Origin of the sequence: uncultured Sphingomonas sp., assembly GCF_913774285.1 — a bacterium.
Taxonomy (GTDB): domain Bacteria; phylum Pseudomonadota; class Alphaproteobacteria; order Sphingomonadales; family Sphingomonadaceae; genus Sphingomonas.
Genome location: NZ_CAJYHX010000036.1, coordinates 1 through 22,320, shown reverse-complemented (window position 1 = coordinate 22,320; position 22,320 = coordinate 1). Strand labels below are relative to the sequence as shown.

Below are 22,320 nucleotides of genomic sequence, written 5' to 3'. Positions count from 1 at the left end.
CGCATGGGTGCCACGCATCCCGTCATGTGGATCAATCCGCGCAGCAAGGGCCGGGTCTTCTACTCCGCGCTGGGGCATGAGCCGCAGCTCTATGACGATCCCGATTACCGCCGCATCCTGACCAACGCGATACGCTGGGCGGCGGGCCGATAATTAGCACTCGACAACGTTGACCGCGAGGCCGCCAAGGCTGGTTTCCTTATATTGGGATTTCATGTCCTCGCCGGTCTGGCGCATCGTCTCGATCACCTGATCCAGACTGACGATGTGCTTGCCGTCGCCATGCAGCGCCAGATAGGCGGCATTGATCGCCTTGATCGCGCCCATGGTGTTGCGCTCGATACACGGGATCTGGACCAGCCCGCCGATCGGGTCGCAGGTCAGGCCCAGATTATGCTCCATGCCGATCTCGGCGGCATTCTCGATCTGCGCGTTGCTGCCGCCCAGCGCCGCGGCCAGCCCCGCCGCCGCCATCGAGCAGGCGACGCCCACTTCGCCCTGGCAGCCCATCTCGGCCGCCGAGATCGAGGCCTGGCGCTTGTAGAGGATGCCGATCGCGGCGGCGGTGAGCAGCAGGCGGCGGGCGCCGTCCTTCGTCGCATTGCCGACGAAGCATTCATAATAGCGCAGCACCGCCGGGATCACGCCCGCCGCACCGTTGGTCGGCGCGGTGACGACGCGGCCGCCGGCGGCATTCTCCTCGTTCACCGCCAGCGCCCAGAGGCTGACCCATTCGAGCACCGAGGCGGGCTCGACGCGGGGGCCGCGCGCCATCAGCTTCTGGTGGAGCTTGCGCGCGCGGCGGGGGACTTCGAGGCCGCCGGGCAGGATGCCGTCCTGCGCCATGCCGCGATCCATGCAGGCGTTCATCGCATCGTGGATGCCGTCGACGAACGCGAGCGTCTCGCCGTCGTCGCGCCAGCCGCGCTCGTTGGCGAGCATCAGTCCGGCGATGTCGAGCCCGAGTTCGGCGCAGCGCTCCAGCATCTCGCGCGCGCTGGCGAAGGGGTGGTTGGTGCCGGCGGAGAGGCCTGCCGCCGCTTCCTCTCCCTCGCGCCGGATCGCCCCGCCGCCGACCGAATAATAGGTGCGTTCCAGCACGGCGCCGTCGACCAGCGTGGCGCGCAGCTTCATGCCGTTGGGGTGGCCGGGGAGGAACTGGCGCTTGCGGAACTTGAGGTCGGCCTCGGGATCGAACGCCACCGAAGCGGTGCCGTTCAGCAGGATGCGGCGCTCGGCGGCGATCTGGGCCAGCATCGGCTCGACCGCATCGGGATCGACGCCGTCCGGCCGCTCGCCCGCCAACCCGAGGATCACCGCGCGATCGGTGGCATGGCCCCTGCCGGTCAGCGCCAGCGATCCGAACAGCTCGCAACACAGCTTGGTCACCGCGCGCCCGTCCGCCACCACCCAGGCGGCGAAGTCGCGCGCGGCGCGCATCGGCCCCACGGTATGCGAGCTCGACGGCCCGATGCCGATGGTGAACACGTCGGTGATGCTGATCGGCCCTGCATTCGGCCCGACGCCTTTGGTCGCCACGGAACCCGTCTCCTGAAACACTCGGTTGCGGGCCCCTTCTGTCCGTTTGCCTGAGATCGCTATCCCGTCGGCGGGCGCGCGGGGCGCCACTCTCCAGAATGTGGTGGCCGGAAGGTCCTTTTGCCTGAGAGTTTCCGGGGCGGTTGCTCCTTCGGCGATCCGGTTTCCCGGATTCTCTCCCTTTCCGACAGCTTGTGTTTCGCCGTGCGCCTTCCCGCTGTCAAACGCTGATTGGGCGAAGGGTCTCAAGCGCGGAGAGCAATTCGGCGAAGGAATCGATCACCGCCTCGGCGCCCAGCGTGGTCACCGGCACCTGCGAGAAGCCGAAGCTGCAGGCAATGACGGGGATGCCCGCGGCTCGTGCCGCCTGCACGTCGTAGATCGAGTCGCCGACGAATGCCGCCGGGCCGCCGCAGCGCCGGACCATCTCCAGAATCGGCGCGGGCGACGGCTTGGCGATGCCGGGGCCGAGCGTGTCGCCGCCGATCACCGTGGCGAAGCGGGGGAGCAGGCCAGTCGCCTCCAGCAGCGGCAGGGTGAGCCCCTCGAGCTTGTTGGTGACCACCGCCAGCGTGATGCCCTGCGCCGCCAGTGCATCGAGCGCCTCGACCACGCCCGGATAGGGGCGGCTATGCTCGGCATTGTGCGCGGCATAGGTGTCGACGAAGCGGGGATAGAGCCGCGCCACCACCGCCGCATCGCCGCCGTCGGTCGCCGCCACCGCCTGCTCCAGCAGCTTGTGCACCCCGCGGCCGACCATCGCGAGGATGCGATCGAGCGGCAGCGCGGGCCGTCCATCCTCCGCCAGCACGCGGTTGAGCGTCGCGGCGAGGTCGCCGCTGGTATCGAGGAGCGTGCCGTCGAGATCGAAGCCGATGGTGCGGAAGGGCAGGGGCATGCCCGCGCGCATGGCAGCATCGCGCTGGAAAAGCCATGTCCACCGTGGCAGGGGTTGCACCCCCATTATCCGGAGACTGCCACGTGACTGCACCCATCGCCGCGATCATCCTCGCCGCCGGCAAGGGCACGCGGATGAAATCCGATACGCACAAGGTGCTCCACCCGATCGCGGGGCGGCCGATGCTGCTCCACCTGATCGACAGCGTGAAGGCGCTGGGCGCCGCGCGCGAGGTGGTGGTGGTCGGCGCCGGGCGCGAGCAGGTCGAGGCGGCGGTCACGCCGCTGGGTGCGGAGACCGCGCACCAGGCCGAGCAGCTCGGCACCGGCCATGCCGTGCTGCAGGCCAAGGACGCGTTGGCGGGCTTCGAGGGCGATGTGCTGATCCTCTATGGCGACGTCCCCCTGGTCACCACCGCGACGATGCGCCGCATGGTCGAGCGGCTGCACGGCGCGGACGAACCCGCCGTGGTGGTGCTCGGCTTCCGGCCGGCCGATCCGGGCGCCTATGGCCGTCTGATCGTGGAGGGCGGCGACCGCCTGTCGAAGATCGTCGAGTACAAGGATGCGAGTGCAGAGGAGCGCGCCGTCACCCTGTGCAATTCGGGGCTGATGGCGGTGCGCGGCGCCGATCTCTTCGCGCTGCTCGATCGGCTGACCAATCAGAATGCGGCCGGCGAATATTACCTGACCGACATCGTCGAGCTGGCGAACGGCGACGGCCGGGTGGCCGCTGTGATCGAGACAGGGGCGGTGGAAGTCACCGGCGTCAACAGCCGGGGCGAACTGGCGGCGCTGGAGGCCGAGTGGCAGCAGGTCCGCCGCGCCCGTGCGATGGTGGAAGGCGCGACGCTGATCGCGCCCGAGACCGTTTGGTTCGCCCACGACACGCAGATCGGCCGCGACGTCACGATCGAGCCGAACGTCGTGTTCGGTCCCGGCGTCACCGTGGCGGACGGCGTGGTGCTGCGCGCGTTCAGCCATATCGAGGGCGCGACCATCGCCAGCGGCGCGACGGTGGGCCCCTATGCCCGCCTGCGCCCCGGCGCGGTGCTGGAGGCGGACAGCCATGTCGGCAATTTCGTCGAGCTCAAGAACGCGGTGCTGGGCAAGGGCGCCAAGGCCAACCACCTCACCTATCTGGGGGATGCCAGCGTGGGCGCCGGCGCGAACATCGGCGCGGGCACGATCACCTGCAATTACAACGGCTATCTCAAGCAGAAGACGGTGATCGGTGCGGGCGCGTTCATCGGATCGAACAGCGCGCTGGTGGCGCCGGTGGCGATCGGCGACGGCGCGATCATCGGCGCCGGATCAGTCATCACCCGCGACGTCGAGGCCGATGCGCTCGCCGTCACCCGGCCGGAAACATTGAAGAAGCAGGGTTGGGCCACGACCTTCCGTGCGAAAATGAAGGCACGAAAGGCCGCCAAATGACCGATCGCTACACCGACAAGCCGTTCCTCAAGCTGCTCGACTGCTATGTGCTCGACGCGATCGGCCATCTCCCGCCCGACGCGGACGCCGAGCTGACGTCGATCGAGCCGCACCTGCACCGTCTGTTCGAAGCCGAGGGTCCGTGGCGGGGCATCGTCGAGGATAAATTGGGGTTCCAGGACGGCATGCAGGGCGCCATCCTGGAGATATGGCAAAACGGGCGGCAGAAGTTCGTCGAAGCGCAGGGCCATGAACCCGATCCCGGCGAGTTCACCCGGATCTTCATCGACACCAACTTCCCGCACTGACGCCCTGCGCCCGCTCCCTCACTTGGCGGGGGCGGGGCGCAGCGTCGCGGATGCAAGATGCCAGCGCAGCTGTGACGCCGAGGCGCCATCGACGCCGTTGACGCGGCGCACGACATAGCTGCCCGTGAAGCGTTGCGCGCTGCCGTTGTCGAGCGTCGCTTCCACGGTCACCGGCACGGTCTGGTAGACGGAGCCCGCCGCGCCCTCGCTGGGGCCGAGCGTGCCGATCTTCACCTTGGTCGCACGAGTGTGCGCAAAGCCCTTCTCGAACGCCGCGAAGGTCTGGCCCGGCCGGCCGTCGTCGCCCCATTGCGTCCAGGCGGTGTCGAAGTCGCGGGCGTCGATCGCGGCGTAATAGCGGCGGACCACGTCGGCGGCGGCCTGGCTGCTCCTGGGATTGACGGTGCAGCCCTGCACCGGCGCGCCGTCGCCGTCGAGCAGGGCGCAGCTGCGGGCGATCTCGTCCTCGATCATCGCGCAGCTGTTCGCGGCATTGCACGGCGGGTGCGTCGCCGGGGATAGCTTGATGCAGAGGTTCACCCGCTGCGCCGCTGCTGCCTTGCCGATCTCGTCCGTGCAGCTGCGGCGCGTCAGGGCTGCCAAGGTGGCGGAGGCGCTGGGCGCGGGCGCCGGGCGGGTAACGTGGTCCGGGCGCGCCGCCGCCTGGTTGGCGGGCGCCGCTGCGTTCGAGACAGGGGCCGTGCGATCGGAGCTGCCGCAAGCGCCTAGAGGCAGCAACAGCGTAAACAGCGCGATCTTTGGACGGAACATGATCTCTCCTCGATGGCACCTAAGGTGCGGGACCCGAGCCTAAACGTCGCGCGACATATTTGGGCGCATGCATCGTTCAGCTTGTCGCAACGATAGCGCGTCTAGGCGCGGCCGCCCACCCGCGCTAGGGCAGGGGCAGGAGGACGGATGCCATGTGCGGAATCGTTGGAATCGTTGGCAAGGAAGACGTCGCGGAGCGTCTGTTCGAGGGCCTGAAGCGCCTGGAATATCGCGGCTATGATTCGGCCGGCATCGCGACGGACGTAGACGGCAAGATCGAGCGTCGCCGCGCCTCGGGCAAGCTGGTGAACCTCGGCAAGGAGCTCGCCGCCCACCCGCTGCCCGGCACCACCGGCATCGCCCACACCCGCTGGGCGACGCATGGCGGCCCGACCACCAACAACGCCCACCCGCACGCCACCGGCGAAGTGGCGCTGGTCCACAACGGCATCATCGAGAATTTCAAGGCGCTGCGCGAGGAACTGACCGCCCGCGGCCGCACCTTCACCAGCGAGACCGATACCGAAGTCGTCGCACACCTCGTGAGCGAGAAGGTCGAGGCCGGCATGGCCCCGGCCGAGGCGGTGCGCGAGGTGCTGCCGCGCCTGCACGGCGCCTTCGCGCTCGCCATCCTCTTCCGCCAGCATCCGGACCTGCTGATCGGCGCGCGGCTCGGCTCGCCGCTGGTCGTCGGCTATGGCGACGGCGAGACCTATCTGGGTTCGGACGCGCTGGCGCTGGCGCCGCTCACCCAGCGCATCGCCTATCTGGAAGAGGGCGACTGGGTCGTCATCACCAAGGACGGCGCCGAGATCTTCGACAAGGACAACAATCCCGTCGAGCGGCCGATCACCATTTCCGGCGTCACCGGCGAGCTGATCTCCAAGGGCAACCATCGGCACTATATGCTGAAGGAGATCTACGAGCAGCCGATCGTCGTCGCGCAGACGCTGCGCTCCTACCTCCAGCGCATGGAGGAGAAGATCACGCTGCCGATCCCGGAGTTCGATCTCTCGGCGATCAAGCGCGTCACCATCGTCGCCTGCGGCACCAGCTACTACGCGGGCATGGTGGCGAAATACTGGTTCGAGCAGTTCGCCCGCGTGCCGGTGGACATCGATGTCGCCTCCGAATTCCGCTACCGCGCGCCGGTTATGGAAGAAGGCGGGCTGATGATCGTGATCAGCCAGTCGGGCGAGACGGCGGACACGCTCGCCGCGCTCCGCCATGCGCGCAGCGAGGGGCAGAAGATCGCCGCCGTCGTCAATGTGCCGACCAGCTCGATGGCGCGCGAGGCGGACCTGCTGCTGCCCACCCATGCCGGCCCGGAGATCGGCGTCGCCTCGACCAAGGCCTTCACCTGCCAGCTGGCGGTGCTCGCGGCGCTGGCGGCCAATCTCGCCCGCGCCAAGGGCAAGCTGGACGAAGCCGAGGAACGCCGCATCGTCCGCCACCTGGCCGAAGCCCCCGCCTCGCTGAACGCCGCGCTCGCCTATGACGAATCGATCCAGGCGATGGCGGGGGTGATCGCGGCAGCGCGCGACGTGCTCTATCTCGGCCGCGGCACCGATTACCCGCTGGCGCTGGAAGGCGCGCTCAAGCTCAAGGAAATCAGCTACATCCATGCTGAGGGCTATGCCGCTGGCGAGATGAAGCACGGGCCGATCGCGCTGATCGACGATGCCGTGCCGGTGATCGTCATTGCGCCGTCGGGCCCGCTGTTCGACAAGACCGTCAGCAACATGCAGGAAGTGCAGGCGCGCGGCGGCAAGGTGGTGCTGATCTCGGACTATGACGGCATCCAGGCGGCGGGCGACGGCTGCATCGCCACCATCACCATGCCCAAGGTCCACCCGCTGATCGCATCGCTGGTCTATGCGGTGCCGGTGCAGCTGCTGGCCTATCACGTCGCTGTCGCCAAGGGCACCGACGTCGACCAGCCGCGCAACCTCGCCAAGTCCGTCACTGTAGAGTGATGGGGCCGCCCCCGGGGCGTGGCTTCGCCGTACGGGGCGAAGCGCAGGTCGGGCGCGCCACCGGTCAACGCCGCAGGGCGGTGCTCAGCGCCCTGCGGCGTTGACCTGCGCTGCTGCGCGCGGGGCGGACAGCTCCTCGAAGGGCATCGCCTGGGCGCGGCGCGGGCTGCGTGGCTGGGGGCTGTCGAGCAGGATGCGTACCGCCCAAGGGCGGCCGGCATTGCGGGCATAGTTCACGCGCATGGTCGGTCTCCTGGGTGTCGGGCGGCGGGGGGCAGGGGGGCAATGCCGCCCGACCGCGCCGGTATACCGCGATGGTCGCGCTCGACATCAGTATACGGACGTATCCGCTAACCCATGCCAGGGGTGAGCCGCGTCCGGCGACGCGGATGTATGACAGCGACAGCAAGATCTGGAGATGCCGCGCGGGCAAGCGACGGCCGAACGCCCGCCCTTCCTTTCGCGTGTCTCGATAACTAGGCATGCATTTGACATGCAATCGCCCATGCAAATGAATTGTGTATGCATTGGCGATGCTGTATGTCGGGTTCGACAGGGGCGACTCAGGAGCGTTGGTCATGACGCGGACGGCGCAGGGGGCGTTCCCCTGGATTCTCAAATGCGGGTGGAAAGGCTTGTGCCCCCGCTGCAGCGAGGGGCGGATGTTTCGCTCCTGGCTCAAGGTGGTCGACAAGTGCGAGGCCTGCGGCCTAGACTATCGCTTCGCCGCGCCGGACGACGGTCCCGCTTTTTTCTCGCTGTGCATCGTGGTGTTTCCGCTGACCTTCGTGGTGGTGTGGGTGCAGGTGGCGTTCGAGCCGCCGGTGTGGATTCACCTGTTCACCTCGCTGCCGCTGATGGTGCTGGGCAGCCTTTGGCCGCTGCGGCCGATCAAGGGGTGGCTGGTGGCTTCCCAATATGTCAACCGTGCCCGCGAGGCGGGGACCGAGCGGCTGTGGAACCGGCTCGACGGCCGCGCCGCCGGCAGCGATCCGTTCGAGGGGTAAGCGCGATGCGGGGGAGCCATTCGTCGCTCGCTGTCGTCCGCCAGGCGGCCTGGGCCGTGCTGACCCAGAAGGGCCGGTTCAGCGATGCGGAGGTCGTTGCGGTCGGCAAGGGGGATGATTTTCTGGAAGTGCCCACCGCGCTGCTCGCCGTGGAACGGGTGAGCCGGCGCGCGGCGCTGCTCGAGCGTGCACTGCAGTGCTATGCCGATCCGGATTTTTGGGAAGGCGAGCCTTGCGAGGCGATGCTGGCCTATCACGATTGCGGCGAGATCGCACGCGAGGCACTGCAGGGCCGCGAAGGCTTTGCCCGGCATCGGGACTGAAGGTTTCCGATGCGCGTTTCTTATGTAAATTTGTATGGGATCGGCTAGTCGCTTGACGATGCAAGGCTGGAAACCCGACATCGCCGGAGTCCTGGGGCCGAAATACCTCGCCATCGCCGCAGCGATCGCGCGCGACATCGAAGCGGGCGCCCTCAATCCCGGCGACCGATTGCCGCCGCAGCGGATGCTGGCCGAGGCGCTGGGCGTGGATCTCACCACGGTGACCCGCGCCTATGGCGAGGCGCAGCGGCTGGGCCTGATCGAAGGCGATGGTCGCCGCGGCAGCTTCGTGCGCGGCAAGGCGGCCGAGCCCGTCGGCATTCCTTATGCCGAACCGGCCGATGCCGGCATGAACGCGCCCCCCGAAGCCGCGGACCGGCAATTGGAAAAGGCCTTCGCGGCTTCCGCGGCGAACCTGCTCGGCCGGGCGGATGGCCCTGCGCCGTTCCACTATCAGCCGCGCGGCGGCATGCCGCTGGCGCGGGCGGCCGGGGCGGCGCTGCTGCAAGGGCGCGGCATGCCCGCGCAGGAAGATACTGTGCTGGTCAGCGCCGGGGGGCAGCATGCACTGCATGCGGTGATCAGCACCGAGCTGCGCCCCGGCGACATGCTGGCGGTGGGGGCGTTCGTCTATCCTGGGCTGATCGCGATCGCGCGGCGCTACGGCGTGGCGCTGCGGGTGGTCGAAACCGACGGCGAGGGCATGCTGCCACAGGCGCTGGACGAAGCCTGCGCGGACGGCGTGGCGGCAGTCTATGTCGTGCCCACCAACGACAACCCGACCACCGCGACGATGGGCCTGGCGCGGCGAGAGGCGCTGGCGGCGGTGGTGCGCAGCCAGGATCTCAAGCTGATCGAGGACGATGCCTATGGCCTGCTCCCCGAACGCCCGTTGCCGCCGCTCGCCGCGCTGGTGCCCGAGCGGTGCTGGCACATTGCCAGCCTCTCGAAGATTCTCTCCCCAGGCCTCCGCGTCGCCTGGATCGCTGCCCCCGACATCGCGGCGGCGTGGCGCCTGGCGGCCGACCTGCACGAGACGGCGGTGATGGCGCCGCCGCTCAACGTTGCGGTGGTCGCCGACTGGCTGCACGGCGGTAGTTTCGACACGCTGCGCGCCGCCGTGCGCGAAGAAGCACGCGCACGGCAGGCGATCGCCCGCACGGTGCTGCGTCCCGGCAGCTTCCACGCGCAGGAAGAAGGCTATCACCTGTGGGTGCCGCTCCCGGCAGGCGCGAATGTGGCGGAGATCGTCACCGCGCTGCGGTCGCAGGGGCTGGGCGTGGTCGGCGGCGATGCGTTCGCGGTAGAGCCGGCGACGGCGCGACCTGCGTTGCGGGTTTCGATCGGCGGATCGATGCCGCGCGAGCGTGTGGAGCGTGCGCTGCGGCTCCTCGATGCGCTAACCACGCCCGACGTGACCCGAAAGATCGCGCTGGTCTAGGCGGACCTGCGCGCCAGACGGCAGCGCCTGAACCGGAGGTGGATGTCCATCTCCCGTCGAATGTGGCAGATTTGGTGCGGATCCACGGCTGCGGCGACGTTTAATCCTTGGCGTTCCGTGCGTTAGAAAAAGCCGGAATTCCGCCCGCTTGCCGCCCTGTTCCGGCGGTCTATATCGCTCGCACCTGCAGCAAAGAACGATAGCATGACCGCAACCACCCGCCCCCAAGGGCCCAGAGGCCCCAGCCTGCTCGCATCGATCCACGATGTCGGGCCGCGTTCCGAGGGCGCGGTCGACCAGCTTTCCGAGCTGTTCCTGCGGCATATCGGCGCGCCCCGCTATGCGATGCTGGTGGTGCCGGACCATTGGGGCTCGGCCCCGCTCGTCCCCGGCAGCCCCTTCGCCACGCGGCTGCGTGGCTGGGCCGATTCGGGCATCGAGATGTTCCTGCACGGCTGGTTCCACAAGGACGTGTCCGAGCACGCCTCGGCCGGCGCGCGCTTCAAGGCCAAGCACATGACGGCGGGCGAGGGCGAGTTCCTCGGCCTCGACTATGCCACCGCGCGCGACCGGATGGCGCGCGGGCGGGCGCTGGTGGAGGACATTATCGGTCGCCCGGTCACCGGCTTCATCGCGCCGGCCTGGCTTTATGGCGACGGCGCGCGCGAGGCGCTGCGCGACCTCGATTTCGCGCTGGCCGAGGACCATTTCCGCGTCTGGGCGCCGCAGCAGCAGGACCGCGTGCTCGCCAAAGGCCCGGTGATCACCTGGGCCAGCCGCAGCAAGAGCCGGATCGCCTCGTCGCTGGCGGTGGCCGCGCTTGCCCGCACGCTGCTGCCGCGGCGCCCGGCGATGCGGCTCGGCGTGCATCCGGGGGATGTCACCGTGCCGGCGCTGCTGACGAGCATCGACAAGACGCTTGGTGCGCTGACCAAGGGCGGCCGCTTCGGCCAATATCGCGAACTGCTGGAGACGCATTGATGCGCATCCTCGACGTCTGCGCCTTCTACAGCCCCTATGGCGGCGGCGTGAAAACCTATGTCCGTCGCAAGATGGAACTCGGCGCCAAGCTGGGCCACGAGATCATCATCCTCGCCCCGGGCGAGCGCGAGGAGATCCTGGAGGAGCGCGACGGCGCGATCCTCGCGACGATCCCGGCGCCCTTGCTGCCGCTCGACCGCCGCTACCGCTATTTCGACGACGAGCCCGCGCTGCACGCCGCGCTCAACCGCTGGCGGCCCGATTTCGTCGAGGCCTCGTCGCCTTGGCGGAGTGCCTCTATGGTCGCGCGCTGGCAGGGCTCGGCGGCGCGGTCGCTGGTGATGCACGCCGATCCGCTGGCAGCCTATGCCTATCGCTGGTTCGGCACGATCGCCAATCGCGAGACGATCGACAAGGGCTTCTCCTCCTTCTGGCAGCATCTGCGCCGGCTCGACGACGGGTTCGATCAGGTGGTGACGGCGGGGCGCGGGCTTGCCCAGCGGCTGACCGAGGGCGGCCTCACCAAGGTGGTGACGATCCCGATGGGCGTGGAGCCCGGCTATTTCAGCCCGACCCTGCGCGACGAATCCCTGCGCGCCGAACTGCTGGCGAGCTGCGGGCTGGGCCCGGACGCGACGCTGCTGATCGGTGTCGGCCGGCTGGCGGCGGAGAAGCGCTGGCCGATGGTGATCGAGGCGGCGGAGGCGGCGGCGGGACGTCACCCCATGGGGCTGATCCTGATCGGCACCGGCACCGCGCGCTCGAAGGTGATCACCGCGATCGGGCGCAACCCGCATGCCCAATTGTTCGAGCCGACCAGCAATCGCGAGCAGCTCGCCCGGGTGCTGGCGAGCTCCGACGCGCTGGTGCATGGCTGCGAGGCGGAGACATTCTGCATGGTCGCCGCCGAGGCGCGCGCGAGTGGCCTGCCGCTGATCGTTCCCGACGAAGGCGGCGCGGCCGACCAGTTCGTCGAGGGGCAGGGAATGCTCTATCGCTCGGCCGACCCGGTGTCCCTGCGCGACGCGCTGACCCAGTTCGTCGATACCACCCCGATGTTCCACCGCCTGCGCGCCACTGCCGACGCGCCGGGCACGCGGACGATGGACCAGCATTTCGAGGAGCTGTTCGCGAGCTACCAGGCAATGGCATACTCGCGGGCGGCGTGATGTGAGGGCCGGGCGCTGACGGCCCGCGCCGCTATCAGGGGCGGCTGTACGACCAGCAGGGTTTCAAGAGCGACAGGGTTCCGCTGACCCATTGCGACAGGGGCGTTCCCATGTTGCTGCGCAGCTCCATCGGTGTGCCGAGTTCTGCGCCATACCGGCCGTTGAAGCGAACCATGTAGCCGACGCCGTCCATCACCAGCGACTCCGGATCGCCGGGTCGGACGATCGACGGCATCGGTATCGCGTCCCATCGTGCCACCGCCTCGCGCACGCCGCGGCAGGTACGACTGGTCGCCCATGTCACTTGGGGGGCGTCGTCGAGTCGACGCGAGGTCCGTCGCAGTATCACCTCGCCGGCAGGTCCCTCCGCCCCGGCCCTTAGAAACTCGATGGTTTCGGACGTGCGGGCAAGAGCCGCCGAAACCGACAGGCTTGCCCAGACGTCTCGTGGCAAGGGCTGGCTGGCAGCCGCTTGCAGTAAGAGTGCGGCTATCATCTACGCCCCCCCCGTCACCTATCAATCGATCGAGAGCAGCGTACCATCGCCGGGGCCGATCCCAAGCTGCTGATATCATGCCTTGGCGGCGAGGCGCTACACTAGCTGCGCGCGGGCGCCGTTGCCGCCTCCAGCCGCTTCAGGAACTGCGGCAGCGGGCAGCGATGCTCGGCACCTTCGTCGCAGCCCTGCAGCCGCAGCGGCGTCCACACCGTGCGGTCGCGCGCGGCGCGCATGTCGGCGGCGCTCTGGCTGCGGTACCAGAGGCGGACCGCCGGGCGGCCGTCCGGTGCCTTGACGAGCGCGATGGCGATGCCGCCGCCCGGCGAGGGATCGTTGGTGGCGAAGCCCGGCGCCTTGACCGGCACGCCCAGCACCGCCGCCAGCGCCGCGACATTGGTGTCATGGCCGATCAGCACGTCGATCTTGGGGGCGGTGGCAGCGGTGAGGTCGGCCGTGATGCGGTCGACGGTCGGTGCCATCTGGAACGCGGCCATATAGGCCGGCCGGCTGAACACGTCGAATAGCGCGCCGTGCACCGCCCCGAGCGCCTCGAGCCGGGCCGGCGTCGCGCGGCCCCAGCCGACCTGGGCCAGCGGCATGCCCTCGAGATATTGCAGCATCAGCACCTGCGCGGTGCCCGAGGCGGCGCGGATCGGTCCCTTGAGGTCGATGCCGTGGCCGTCTGCGCTGGCGCGAACCGACGCAGGTTCCACCGGACTGCACGGCGCGCTCGGGCAGGCGAGCACTTGCTCCAGCAGCTTCAGTCCCGCGGCATGGCGCCGGATCAGCGTCTCGGCGCCGCCGGTGTAGCGGTTGATCGATTCGATTGCGCGGCTGGCATCGAAAGCGACCGGATGTGCGCCCAGCGGCTCGAAGATCGGATCGTTGGTCCCCTCGGGCTTGTGCCCGACGGGGAGGGCGCAGCCGGGCGCGAAGCCCGCCGAATAGGCCTCGCCACTCGCAATCGTGCGCGGCGAACTGTTGGTCCAGAGCCGGAGCGCCGCAGGATCGGGGCAGCCTTGCGCGGCGACCAGCCCGGCGGCGGCGAACCAGCGGCGGTCTGCCTCGGCGAGTGCGCGCAGCGCGGCGGCGCCGTGCGGCGTCACCTGCTCGGCCGGCGCAGTCCAGCGCGGCCAGGGCCGGCCGGTGCGCGTGGCCGGCGGCACCTCGCCGTTGAGCGGTGCGCGCACGCCGTGGCGCATCAGCAGCACCAGTCGCTCGACCCGGGCAGGGGAGAAGGATGTCGCATGCGCCGCGAGCGGCGTGAGCAGAAGGGTGGCGAGGGCGCCGATGCGGGCAAGGGTGCGAAACGTCATCGCGGCCCGGTAGACTCGTTCCGTGAAGCCTGTGTGACGCAAAAAGAATACCAATCTAATAATTGGTATTATATCAGCAATTCCCGCTGCTTGCGCTGCGGTGCAGCAAATCTGTCACGCCAAGGTGTTGGAATTGCCATGAACGAGACGCCGAATTGCAGCGGCGTGCGGCTAGCGGCGGCGGCGACCAGCAGGAACAGGCTGGCACCAATATCAGCGAAGGACATACCAATGGGACACTGGAACAAGCGCACCGCGCTGCTCCTGGGCGGGGGCATGGTCGCACTCATCGCACAGGGCCAGGCATGGGCGGCGACGCCGCGCGAGGACACCGTCGCAGCTTCGGCATCGGACACGGACGATCAAACGCGCGAAGGCGACACGATCATCGTCACCGGCCAGCGCGCCGCGATCAAGACGGTGCAGGAGGAGCAGGTGAAGAACGCCTCGCTCGTCACCATCGTCTCGGGCGAGGAACTGCGCGCGCAGCCGCAGCAGAACCTGGCCGACCTGCTCACCCGCCTGCCGGGCGTCAATTCCTCGGTCGACCAGTCGCGTAACGCCGCCTCGACGGGTGAGGCGCAGTATCTCTCGATCCGCGGCCTCGACACCGCCTACAATGCCTATGAACTCGACGGCGTCCGCCTGGCGCAGACCGATGCGCGCACCCGCGCCATCTCGATGAACCTGCTTTCGCCCTTTGCGCTCTCCGAAGTCCGCGTCGACAAGGCGCCCACCGCGGCGCAGGATGGCGACGCCATCGCCGGCGTGATCGACCTGCGCACCGCCTCGCCGTTCGATTTCGACGCGCACCATTTCCAGGTCCGCGCGCAGGGCCAGATCGCCGGCCGCGCCGCCGCCCGCGACCAGGATCCCTGGGGCGGCAACATCGCGCTCGAAACCGCGCAGCGCTTCGGCAATTTCGGGATCTATGCCTCGGGCTATTACGGCAAGAAGAACATCTTCAGCGAGTCGGTGGCGATCCACAAGGATTACACCAAGCAGAACGGCAACCTGCCGGGCGCCATCCGCGACAACCTCGCCAATGCGGTGCCGGTCGGCGTCGAATGGAACATCTTCCAGAACAAGATCGAGCGCTTCGGCGGCACGGTGAACCTGGAATGGAAGGGCGACAGCACCGACCTCTACGCCCGCACCACCTATGGCGAATATCGCCTCAAGAACTGGATGGACCAGACCGCCGCGCGCAGCGTGGGGCTCACGGCCGGGCAAACCAACCCGAATGCCGGCAACAAGCTCGGCTCCAACTATGACAGCGCCGGCTATCTGGCGATGTACGGGCTGGGCGGCACCAATTACTTCCGTACCGAGCACAGCAACCAGCGGCTGTTCACCACCAAGATCGGCGGCGAGAGCCGGCTGGGCGACCTGACGCTCGACTATAACGGCGCCTATTCGCGCGGCGCGACCAGCTATCCGCTGCGCATCCAGGCCAAGTGGGGCAGCCCGACCTATATCGGGCCGAATGCCACGGGTCCGGCCACCTACAAGCTGATCACCGGCCTGGCCGACCGCACCAACCCGCAGGTGGTGCTGACCGACGACGCCCGCAACACGATCACCAACCTCGACAATTTCGCCCAGGCCTACACCACGGCGCAGTTCGAGGATTCCTGGGAATCGAAGCTGGAAGGCCGGCTCGACGGCACTTGGAAGTTCGGCGATCGCGGACTTTCCTCGATCCAGGCAGGCGGCAAGTACGAAGCCTCGAAGCGCTATTCCAACAGCCTCGGCGACGACGGTGCGCTGGAATATGACTTCACCGCCACCGATCCCAACATCACCAAGCTGACCGCTGTTCCGGGCAAGCGGCTGAACGGGTTCATGAACGACGTGCAGGTGCCGTTCTACATCCCGGATCACGCCTGGATCGAGGCACAGAACGCCAAGCTGTCGCTCGCCAAGCTGCCGGGGATCGATCCGGTGAAGCTGGAGGAGAACCGGCTCGACGGCAAGGAGCACCGCGCCAGCGGCTATATCCTCGCCAACTTCGCGTTCGGCGGCCTGACGATCACGCCGGGGCTGCGCTACGAGCACAACTGGTTCCAGGGCCGCTACTGGCAGGACAACGGCAAGACCGCGGGCTTCACCACCAGCGCGCGCAGCTACGACCAGTGGCTGCCGAGCCTGATCGCCTCCTATCGTCCGGGTGAGAACACGGTGTATCGCTTCTCGGTACGCAAGAGCTATTCGCGCCCCGCGTTCGACCTGCTGCTCGGGCCGACCAGCGTCTCACGCGACGACAGCGGCAAGATCACCTCGATCTTCGTGCCCAACCCCAATCTCGACGCGGTGGAGGCATGGAACGTCGACACTTCGATCGAGCACAAGGGGGCGGGTACCGACCTGTTCTCGGCAGCGCTGTACTACAAGCGCCTCAACCACGTGATGTTCTCGACCGGCTCGACCAACGCGACCGGCGACCTCAACGTGTGGAATGCGCCGAACAGCCAGCTTTCGCCGGACGGCGTCGAGATCGACACACTCGACACCAGCGGCAAGGGCAGCGTGTACGGCGTGGAACTGTTCGCGCGGTATAGCCTGAAGGGTCTGCCGGGCATGCTCGATGGGCTGGGCTTCCAGGGCAACGTGACGCTGCAGCGCGCCGATGCGACGGTGTTCGTGTCTAACGCCTATCGCCGCCAGCGCATGCCGCAGGCGCCGCAGGTGATGTTCAACACCGAACTGTTCTGGGTGCATGGCGGGTTCAATGCCGCGCTCAACTACAACTATACCGGCAACAAGCTGTACGACCTGCGCTCGTCGCAGCCGGACACCTATGTCCAGCCGGTCTCCACGATGAACGCGATCCTCAGCTACACGGTGAACCGGCATCTCACGGCGGGGGTTTCGGTGCAGAACCTGCTGAATTCGCACAGCTACTGGGCGACGGCGGGCGAGGGTAAGGCGCTGCTCTCGGTGGATCGCAAGGGCGGCTATGTCGAGGTGGGCCGCACCTACATGCTCAACCTGTCTTACGCGTTCTGAACAAATAGGCCGGTCCGCCAAGGGAGGGAAGCGGACCGGCCTGTCATGCGCAAGCAGTACTCTCGTACTCGGAAAACAAGTCGGCGCCCCACTGGGGGGATCGGTCGTGGCGCGCCGACTTGTTCCAAAATGGCTGCGCCCTGCGTCAGTTCAGGGCTGGCCGATACGCGGTTACTGGCGAAGGGAGCGGGGGGAAGCGCTGCCGTTCGCGTGCCCTCTAGTTAGCCGCGCGGGCCGGTTCCGGCCATTCGGGGCGAGTCCGATCCGGGTTTCTCCGTAACGCTTTCTCAACGAACCAATCGATTGCAGTCGGCCACCGCCGCCAGCACGGGCTCCGCCCATTCGCGGCGACAGATCAGCAGATCGGGTACGCTGGTGCTCGCCTGGTTGTAGACGATCGGGCTGCCGTCAATGCGCGAGGCATGCAGCCCCGCCGCCAGCGCGACCGCGACCGGCGCGCAATTGTCCCATTGATGCTGACCACCCGAATGAAGGTAGATCTCCGCCTCGCCCCGTACCACTGCCATCGCCTTGGCCCCCGCCGAGCCCATGCCGACATGCACCGCACCGATCGAACTGCCGACCTCGGCGCAGAGCTGGCTGGCGCGGGTGCGGCTGACCAACATGCGCGGTGGCTGCTGTGGCGTGGCGAGCGCCGGGGGCGTGTCGCTGGCCAGCGTCAGCCCCAGCCGGGGCAAGGCGACCGCGCCCACCGCCGGTTCGCCGTCGATGGCGAGCGCGACGTGCACCGCCCAATCCGCGCGTCGCTCGGCGAACTCGCGGGTGCCGTCGAGCGGATCGATAATCCACACCCGGCTGCGGCCAAGGCGAACGGGGTCGTCGGCGGATTCCTCGGAAAGGATCGCGTCGTCGGGTCGCGCCGCGCGCAGGCGATCGAGGATTAGCGCGTTCGCCTCTTCATCCCCGCGCCCGCCGCCGGCGCACTCGCTCTGGATGTGGAGCAGCAGCGCACCGGCTTCCTCGGCGATGGCATGAGCAAGTTGGGCGTCGTTCACAGCATGGGGCTCCATACGCCCATGATCGCCTCGACGATCTGCTCGGCGGCCTCCTCGGGGCTCGTGCGGGTGGTATCGATCCGGATCTCCGGGGCGAGCGGCGGCTCGTAGGGGCTGGAGATGCCGGTGAAATTGGCGATCTCGCCCGCGCGGGCCCTCTTGTAGAGCCCCTTCACATCGCGGCGCTCCGCCTCCTCGATCGGCGTGTCGACGAAAATCTCGAAGAACTCGCCCTCGGGCAGCAGCGAGCGCACCATCGCCCGCTCCGCGCGGAACGGCGAGATGAAGGCGGTGAGCACGATCAGGCCGGCATCGGTCATCAGCTTGGCAACCTCGCCGATGCGGCGGATATTTTCCACCCTGTCCTGATCGCTGAAGCCGAGATCGCGATTGAGCCCGTGGCGAATATTGTCGCCGTCCAGCAGGAAGCTGTGCTTGCCGAGCGCGTGCAGCTTCTTCTCCACCAGATTGGCGATGGTGGACTTGCCCGAACCCGACAAGCCGGTGAACCAGAGCAGGCGCGGCTGCTGGCCCTTTTGCTGGGCATGCGCCTCGCGGGTGATCTCCACCGCCTGCCAGTGGACGTTCTGCGCCCGGCGCAGGGCGAAATCGAGCATACCGGCGCCGACCGTGGCGTTGGTCAGCTTGTCGATCAGGATGAAGCCGCCGAGATCGTGGCTCTCCGCATAGGTCTCGAACACGATGCCGCGATCGGTGACGACCTCGGCCACGCCGATGTCGTTCAGCGCCAGTGTTTTCGCAGGCGTGCGCGCCATGGTGTTGACGTCGATCGCATATTCTGGCGCGCGGATCACCGCGCTGACCGTCTGCGTGCCGAGCTTGAGCCAATAGGCGCGCCCGGGCAGCAGCTCGGCGGGGTCCATCCAGACCAGCGTCGCCTTGAACTGGTCGGCGACCTGCGGGGGCGCGTCGGCAGTCGCGATCACGTCCCCGCGCGAGCAATCGACTTCGTCGGCGAGCGTTAGCGTCACCGATTCTCCCGCGACGGCCACGTCCTTGTCGCCGCCCATCGCGACGATGCGTGCGATGGTGCTGGTGCGGCCGGACGGCAGGATGCGCACGGGATCGCCCGGCCGGGCGGTGCCGCTGGCGATCATGCCGGCAAAGCCGCGAAAGTCGAGGTTCGGTCGGTTCACCCATTGCACCGGCATGCGGAACGGCTTGATCCGGTCGATGTCGGCATCGACTTCGACGCTTTCGAGATGGTCGAGCAGCACCGGTCCGGTGAACCACGGCATCGCATCGCTGCGCGTCGTGACATTGTCGCCCTGGAAGCCCGAGATCGGGATCGCGGTGAAATCCTGGATGCCGATCGACTGGGCGAATGCGGCATAGTCGTCGACGATCCGCTCGAACACGTTCTGGTCATAGTCGACCAGATCCATCTTGTTCACCGCCACCACCAGGTGCCGGATGCCGAGCAGGTGCGCGAGGAAGCTGTGCCGCCGGGTCTGGCTCAGCACGCCCTTGCGCGCATCGATCAGGATCACGGCCAGGTCGGCGGTGGAGGCGCCGGTGACCATGTTGCGGGTATACTGCTCATGGCCCGGCGTATCGGCGACGATGAACTTTCGCTTCTCGGTCGCGAAGAAGCGATAGGCGACGTCGATGGTGATGCCCTGCTCACGCTCGGCGGCGAGGCCATCGACCAGCAGCGCGAAGTCGATATTCGCCCCCTGCGTCCCGACGCGGCGGCTGTCCGCCTCCAGCTGGCTCAGCTGATCCTCGAAGATGGTCTTCGAGTCGTAGAGCAGCCGCCCGATCAGCGTCGACTTGCCGTCGTCGACCGAGCCGCAGGTGATGAAGCGCAGCATCGACTTGGCGGCATGGGTGGCGAGATAGGCGTCGATATCGGCGGCGATCAGCGCATCGGGTTGATAGGCGGTCATCTTAGAAATACCCCTCGCGCTTCTTCTTCTCCATGCTGGCCGCCTGATCGTGATCGATCGCGCGCCCCTGACGCTCCGAGGTGGTGGTCAGCAGCATTTCCTGGATGACCTCGGATAGCGTCGCCGCCTCGCTCTCGACCGCGCCGGTCAGCGGATAACAGCCGAGCGTACGGAAACGGATCGAGCGTTCGACCGGCACCTCGCCGGGCTTCAGGCGGAAACGGTCGTCATCGACCATCAGCAACATGCCGTCGCGCTCCACCGTCGGCCGGGGGGCGGCGAAATACAGCGGCACGATCTCGATGCCCTCCTGCAGGATATATTGCCAGATATCCAACTCGGTCCAGTTGGACAGCGGGAAGACACGGATGCTCTCCCCCTTATGGATGCGGCTGTTGTAGAGGTTCCACAGTTCGGGCCGCTGCGCCTTGGGGTCCCAGCCATGCGCGGCCGAGCGGAAGGAGAAAACGCGCTCCTTCGCCCGGCTCTTCTCCTCGTCACGCCGCGCGCCGCCGAACGCGGCGTCATAGCCGCCTGCGGTCAGCGCCTGTTTCAGCCCCTCGGTCTTCCACATGTCCGTATGGCGGCTGCCATGGTCGAAGGGATTGATGCCCAGCGCCTCGGCCTCCGGATTGCGGTGGACGATCAGCTCCATTCCCGCCGCCTCGGCCGCGCGGTTGCGCAACTCGTACATCGCCTGGAACTTCCACGTCGTGTCGACATGGAGCAGCGGGAAGGGTGGGCGCGCCGGAAAGAACGCCTTCTTGGCCAGGTGCAGCATCACGGCCGAATCCTTGCCGACCGAGTATAGCATCACCGGCCGCTCGGTCTCGGCGACCACTTCGCGAAGGATATGGATGCTCTCGGCTTCGAGGCGTTGCAGGTGGGTAAGGCCAGTCATCGGATTGTCAGATAATGTCGCCAGCGAACCGCGCGACCAACTTATCCTGTCAATCGCGATAGTCCCGCTCCAGCGAGTCGAGGATGCGCGCACCCGCCATGAACACCGCGATGGGGCAGGCGGCGAACAGGATCTTGCCCGGAAGTCCGGGATAAGCGGTCAGATAATGCATGCCGCGCTCGACCGCGCCGAGGCCCAGGCCATAGATGACCAGAAACGCCTCGAACTTCGACTTGATCGTGAACAGGGCGACCAGGCGGGACCACATGGGGGCGTTACACCACCGGATCGCCCCGCCGCCAAGGGTCAACCGCTTGCCAATTTGAGACAGTCGAGCTCGGTCAGGAGGGCGAGGCGCGCGGCCTCGATCCGGGCGATCAGCGCGGGGTCGCCGATTTCCGTGGGGTCGATGGCGTCGGGCCAATGCGCCTCGATCACGGCGGCGATGCGGTCCAGCGCGGCATGATCGACCAGGAAGCGCGGGTCGATGGTCGCCGGATCGGCCACCACGCGCAGCCGCAGACAGGCGGGGCCGCCACCATTGGCCATGGATTCGCGGACGTTTACGACCTCCAGCCGCCGGATCGGGCCATTGCCCGCGACATGGTCCCGAAGCCAGGACCAGACGGGTTCGTTGTCGCGCGCCTCCTGCGGCACGATCAAGGTCGGCTCGCCGCCCGGTGGTGTGACCAGCTGGGCGTTGAACAGGTAGGATGCGATGGCATCCTCCAGGCTGACGCGCGCGGCGGGCACCTCGACGATCTCGACATCAGGCATCAGGATGCGCAGGTCGGCGTAGAACGTATCACGGTCGGCAAAGGCCTGTTCGTGCGCGAACAATACCCGTTCGTTGGCGACGGCGACGACATCGTTGTGAAAAGCCCCCGCCGCGATGGCCGCGTCGGACTGGCGCGCGAAGAGCACCCGGTCGGGCGACAGGCGGTGCGCGCGGGCGACCGCTTCGCAGGCCTGACGGTGCTGGCGGGCGGGGAAGGGGCCGCCGCTCTCGCCGAAGACGAAGATTTCGACGCCGGGATGGTCGTGACCGCTGCACAAGCGCATATGGTTGGCCGCGCCTTCGTCACCGAAGGGCGCAGGCACGGGCGGATGGACGACGAAGGCCGGGTCGGCGAAGATCATCCGCAACTGCGCCAGCGTCGCGGGCCATTCGTGGCTGCGATGCGGCATGGTCAGCAGATTGGCGACGGTCAGGTGGCAGCGTCCGTCGCGGGTGTCGGGCGCGGGCGAGACGGTCGCGGCATTGGCCGCCCACATCGCCGAGGCGGACAGGCTCTGCGCCTTCAGGACCGGCGAGGCGGCGTCATAATCGGTCGCCAGCCGCCCGAGCCAGCCATGGTCGGGCCGGGGATGCGGCAATAATATGCCCTGCACCAGCCCCAGGTCGAGATTTGCGCGCATCTTGGCGATCCCCTGAAGCGCGGCGGCCTTGGGGTGCGAGGTCTTGCCCGCATTGCGCGTCGCGGCGAGGTTGCCGTGGCTGAGCCCCGCATAATTGTGGCTCGGCCCGATGATGCCGTCGAAGTTGATCTCTCTCAGCATGATACTCACCGATCGATATGCAGGACGGTATCGCCGACCGTCAGGTCGAGCGTGCGGGCGGTTTCTTCGGACAGGATGATCCCGCCATCCCCGTCGCGGATCTCGGCCAGTGCGCAGTGGAAGTCGGTGAGCCGCCCCGTGGCGACCAGCGCCTCGCGCCCCGAATGCGCATCGATCGCGACGACCGTGCTTTCGCGCGCGTCGCGAATGGTCCGCACCTGATCGGTCCGCGCGGTCATCGTCGGGCCGCCGTCGAAAAT

At 67.9% G+C, this 22,320-nt stretch carries 23 protein-coding genes and 1 riboswitch; of the genes, 10 read left to right on the top strand and 13 right to left on the bottom strand.

What is annotated here, in order from left to right:
- The first annotated feature begins 3 nt into the window (after positions 1–3).
- Positions 4–153, top strand: a complete 150-nt coding sequence (locus QZ670_RS19760; RefSeq protein WP_294258925.1) for a ThuA domain-containing protein — start codon at positions 4–6, stop codon at positions 151–153.
- Here the strand turns inward: QZ670_RS19760 and QZ670_RS19755 are convergent, their stop codons facing one another.
- Both QZ670_RS19755 and QZ670_RS19750 read right to left on the bottom strand, forming a co-directional pair.
- Positions 154–1,539 carry an L-serine ammonia-lyase gene (locus QZ670_RS19755; RefSeq protein WP_294258923.1) on the bottom strand — a complete coding sequence of 462 codons (1,386 nt, stop codon included), beginning with the start codon at positions 1,537–1,539 and terminating at the stop codon, positions 154–156. It abuts the gene before it with no gap.
- A gap of 102 nt (positions 1,540–1,641) precedes the next feature.
- Positions 1,642–1,731: riboswitch (glycine riboswitch) on the bottom strand.
- A 28-nt stretch (positions 1,732–1,759) separates the two neighbouring features.
- A complete protein-coding gene (locus QZ670_RS19750) occupies positions 1,760–2,437 on the bottom strand; it encodes an HAD-IA family hydrolase (protein WP_294258920.1) in 678 nt (225 codons plus the stop codon).
- Positions 2,438–2,520: 83 nt separating this feature from the next.
- Between QZ670_RS19750 and glmU the strand changes: the two genes are divergently transcribed.
- Together glmU and QZ670_RS19740 are read left to right on the top strand one after the other, a co-directional pair.
- Positions 2,521–3,873 (top strand): bifunctional UDP-N-acetylglucosamine diphosphorylase/glucosamine-1-phosphate N-acetyltransferase GlmU, encoded by a 1,353-nt coding sequence (gene glmU / locus QZ670_RS19745; protein ID WP_294258918.1) that lies wholly within the window; start codon positions 2,521–2,523, stop codon positions 3,871–3,873.
- The gene (locus QZ670_RS19740) at positions 3,870–4,181 is read left to right on the top strand and encodes a hypothetical protein (protein WP_294258916.1); all 312 of its coding nucleotides are present in this window, start codon (positions 3,870–3,872) and stop codon (positions 4,179–4,181) included. Before glmU ends, QZ670_RS19740 begins: the two co-directional genes overlap by 4 nt.
- Positions 4,182–4,199: 18 nt before the next feature.
- On the opposite strand, the gene QZ670_RS19735 is transcribed toward QZ670_RS19740, so the two are convergent.
- A complete protein-coding gene (locus QZ670_RS19735; RefSeq protein ID WP_294258913.1) occupies positions 4,200–4,952 on the bottom strand; it encodes a hypothetical protein in 753 nt (250 codons plus the stop codon).
- Positions 4,953–5,104: 152 nt separating this feature from the next.
- Here QZ670_RS19735 and glmS point away from each other — a divergent pair, with 152 nt between their 5' ends.
- Positions 5,105–6,928, top strand: a complete 1,824-nt coding sequence (gene glmS / locus QZ670_RS19730; protein WP_294258910.1) for a glutamine--fructose-6-phosphate transaminase (isomerizing) — start codon at positions 5,105–5,107, stop codon at positions 6,926–6,928.
- Positions 6,929–7,012: 84 nt separating this feature from the next.
- On the opposite strand, the gene QZ670_RS19725 is transcribed toward glmS, so the two are convergent.
- Positions 7,013–7,171: a hypothetical protein gene (locus tag QZ670_RS19725; RefSeq protein ID WP_294258909.1), complete on the bottom strand. Its 159-nt coding sequence runs from the start codon at positions 7,169–7,171 to the stop codon at positions 7,013–7,015.
- 335 nt (positions 7,172–7,506) lie between these two features.
- Between QZ670_RS19725 and QZ670_RS19720 the strand changes: the two genes are divergently transcribed.
- The 5 genes from QZ670_RS19720 to QZ670_RS19700 all read left to right on the top strand — a co-directional run bounded on the left by QZ670_RS19720 (position 7,507) and on the right by QZ670_RS19700 (position 11,849).
- The gene (locus tag QZ670_RS19720; RefSeq protein ID WP_294258908.1) at positions 7,507–7,935 is read left to right on the top strand and encodes a DUF983 domain-containing protein; all 429 of its coding nucleotides are present in this window, start codon (positions 7,507–7,509) and stop codon (positions 7,933–7,935) included.
- A 5-nt stretch (positions 7,936–7,940) separates the two neighbouring features.
- Positions 7,941–8,258 (top strand): hypothetical protein, encoded by a 318-nt coding sequence (locus tag QZ670_RS19715; protein WP_294258905.1) that lies wholly within the window; start codon positions 7,941–7,943, stop codon positions 8,256–8,258.
- A gap of 58 nt (positions 8,259–8,316) precedes the next feature.
- Entirely contained in the window at positions 8,317–9,699 is a 1,383-nt protein-coding gene (locus QZ670_RS19710) for a PLP-dependent aminotransferase family protein (protein WP_294258902.1), read from the top strand.
- A gap of 204 nt (positions 9,700–9,903) precedes the next feature.
- Positions 9,904–10,680: a DUF2334 domain-containing protein gene (locus QZ670_RS19705; RefSeq protein WP_294258900.1), complete on the top strand. Its 777-nt coding sequence runs from the start codon at positions 9,904–9,906 to the stop codon at positions 10,678–10,680.
- Positions 10,680–11,849 (top strand): glycosyltransferase, encoded by a 1,170-nt coding sequence (locus QZ670_RS19700; protein ID WP_294258898.1) that lies wholly within the window; start codon positions 10,680–10,682, stop codon positions 11,847–11,849. The genes QZ670_RS19705 and QZ670_RS19700 overlap by 1 nt, the downstream gene beginning before the upstream one ends.
- A 34-nt stretch (positions 11,850–11,883) precedes the next feature.
- On the opposite strand, the gene QZ670_RS19695 is transcribed toward QZ670_RS19700, so the two are convergent.
- The 3 genes from QZ670_RS19695 to QZ670_RS19685 all read right to left on the bottom strand — a co-directional run bounded on the left by QZ670_RS19695 (position 11,884) and on the right by QZ670_RS19685 (position 13,891).
- Positions 11,884–12,345, bottom strand: coding sequence for a hypothetical protein (locus tag QZ670_RS19695; protein WP_294258895.1), 462 nt, complete (start codon positions 12,343–12,345; stop codon positions 11,884–11,886).
- 101 nt (positions 12,346–12,446) lie between these two features.
- Positions 12,447–13,664, bottom strand: a complete 1,218-nt coding sequence (locus tag QZ670_RS19690; protein ID WP_294258893.1) for a histidine-type phosphatase — start codon at positions 13,662–13,664, stop codon at positions 12,447–12,449.
- A 68-nt stretch (positions 13,665–13,732) separates the two neighbouring features.
- Positions 13,733–13,891 carry a hypothetical protein gene (locus tag QZ670_RS19685; RefSeq protein ID WP_294258891.1) on the bottom strand — a complete coding sequence of 53 codons (159 nt, stop codon included), beginning with the start codon at positions 13,889–13,891 and terminating at the stop codon, positions 13,733–13,735.
- A gap of 4 nt (positions 13,892–13,895) precedes the next feature.
- Here QZ670_RS19685 and QZ670_RS19680 point away from each other — a divergent pair, with 4 nt between their 5' ends.
- On the top strand, positions 13,896–16,673 hold the full coding sequence (locus QZ670_RS19680; protein WP_294258889.1) for a TonB-dependent receptor: 2,778 nt from the start codon (positions 13,896–13,898) through the stop codon (positions 16,671–16,673).
- Positions 16,674–16,960: 287 nt separating this feature from the next.
- On the opposite strand, the gene QZ670_RS19675 is transcribed toward QZ670_RS19680, so the two are convergent.
- From QZ670_RS19675 to QZ670_RS19650, 6 genes are all read right to left on the bottom strand, one after another.
- Positions 16,961–17,704 (bottom strand): 3'(2'),5'-bisphosphate nucleotidase CysQ, encoded by a 744-nt coding sequence (locus QZ670_RS19675; RefSeq protein WP_294258886.1) that lies wholly within the window; start codon positions 17,702–17,704, stop codon positions 16,961–16,963.
- Entirely contained in the window at positions 17,686–19,599 is a 1,914-nt protein-coding gene (gene cysN, locus QZ670_RS19670) for a sulfate adenylyltransferase subunit CysN (protein WP_294258885.1), read from the bottom strand. Before cysN ends, QZ670_RS19675 begins: the two co-directional genes overlap by 19 nt.
- Before the next feature lies 1 nt (position 19,600).
- Positions 19,601–20,500: a sulfate adenylyltransferase subunit CysD gene (cysD, locus tag QZ670_RS19665; RefSeq protein WP_058744137.1), complete on the bottom strand. Its 900-nt coding sequence runs from the start codon at positions 20,498–20,500 to the stop codon at positions 19,601–19,603.
- Positions 20,501–20,549: 49 nt separating this feature from the next.
- Positions 20,550–20,768: a hypothetical protein gene (locus QZ670_RS19660; RefSeq protein ID WP_042482538.1), complete on the bottom strand. Its 219-nt coding sequence runs from the start codon at positions 20,766–20,768 to the stop codon at positions 20,550–20,552.
- A gap of 38 nt (positions 20,769–20,806) precedes the next feature.
- Positions 20,807–22,060, bottom strand: coding sequence for an N-succinylarginine dihydrolase (locus QZ670_RS19655; RefSeq protein ID WP_294258880.1), 1,254 nt, complete (start codon positions 22,058–22,060; stop codon positions 20,807–20,809).
- A 5-nt stretch (positions 22,061–22,065) separates the two neighbouring features.
- The coding region (locus tag QZ670_RS19650; RefSeq protein ID WP_294258878.1) for an arginine N-succinyltransferase at positions 22,066–22,320 on the bottom strand (255 nt) is incomplete at its 5' end.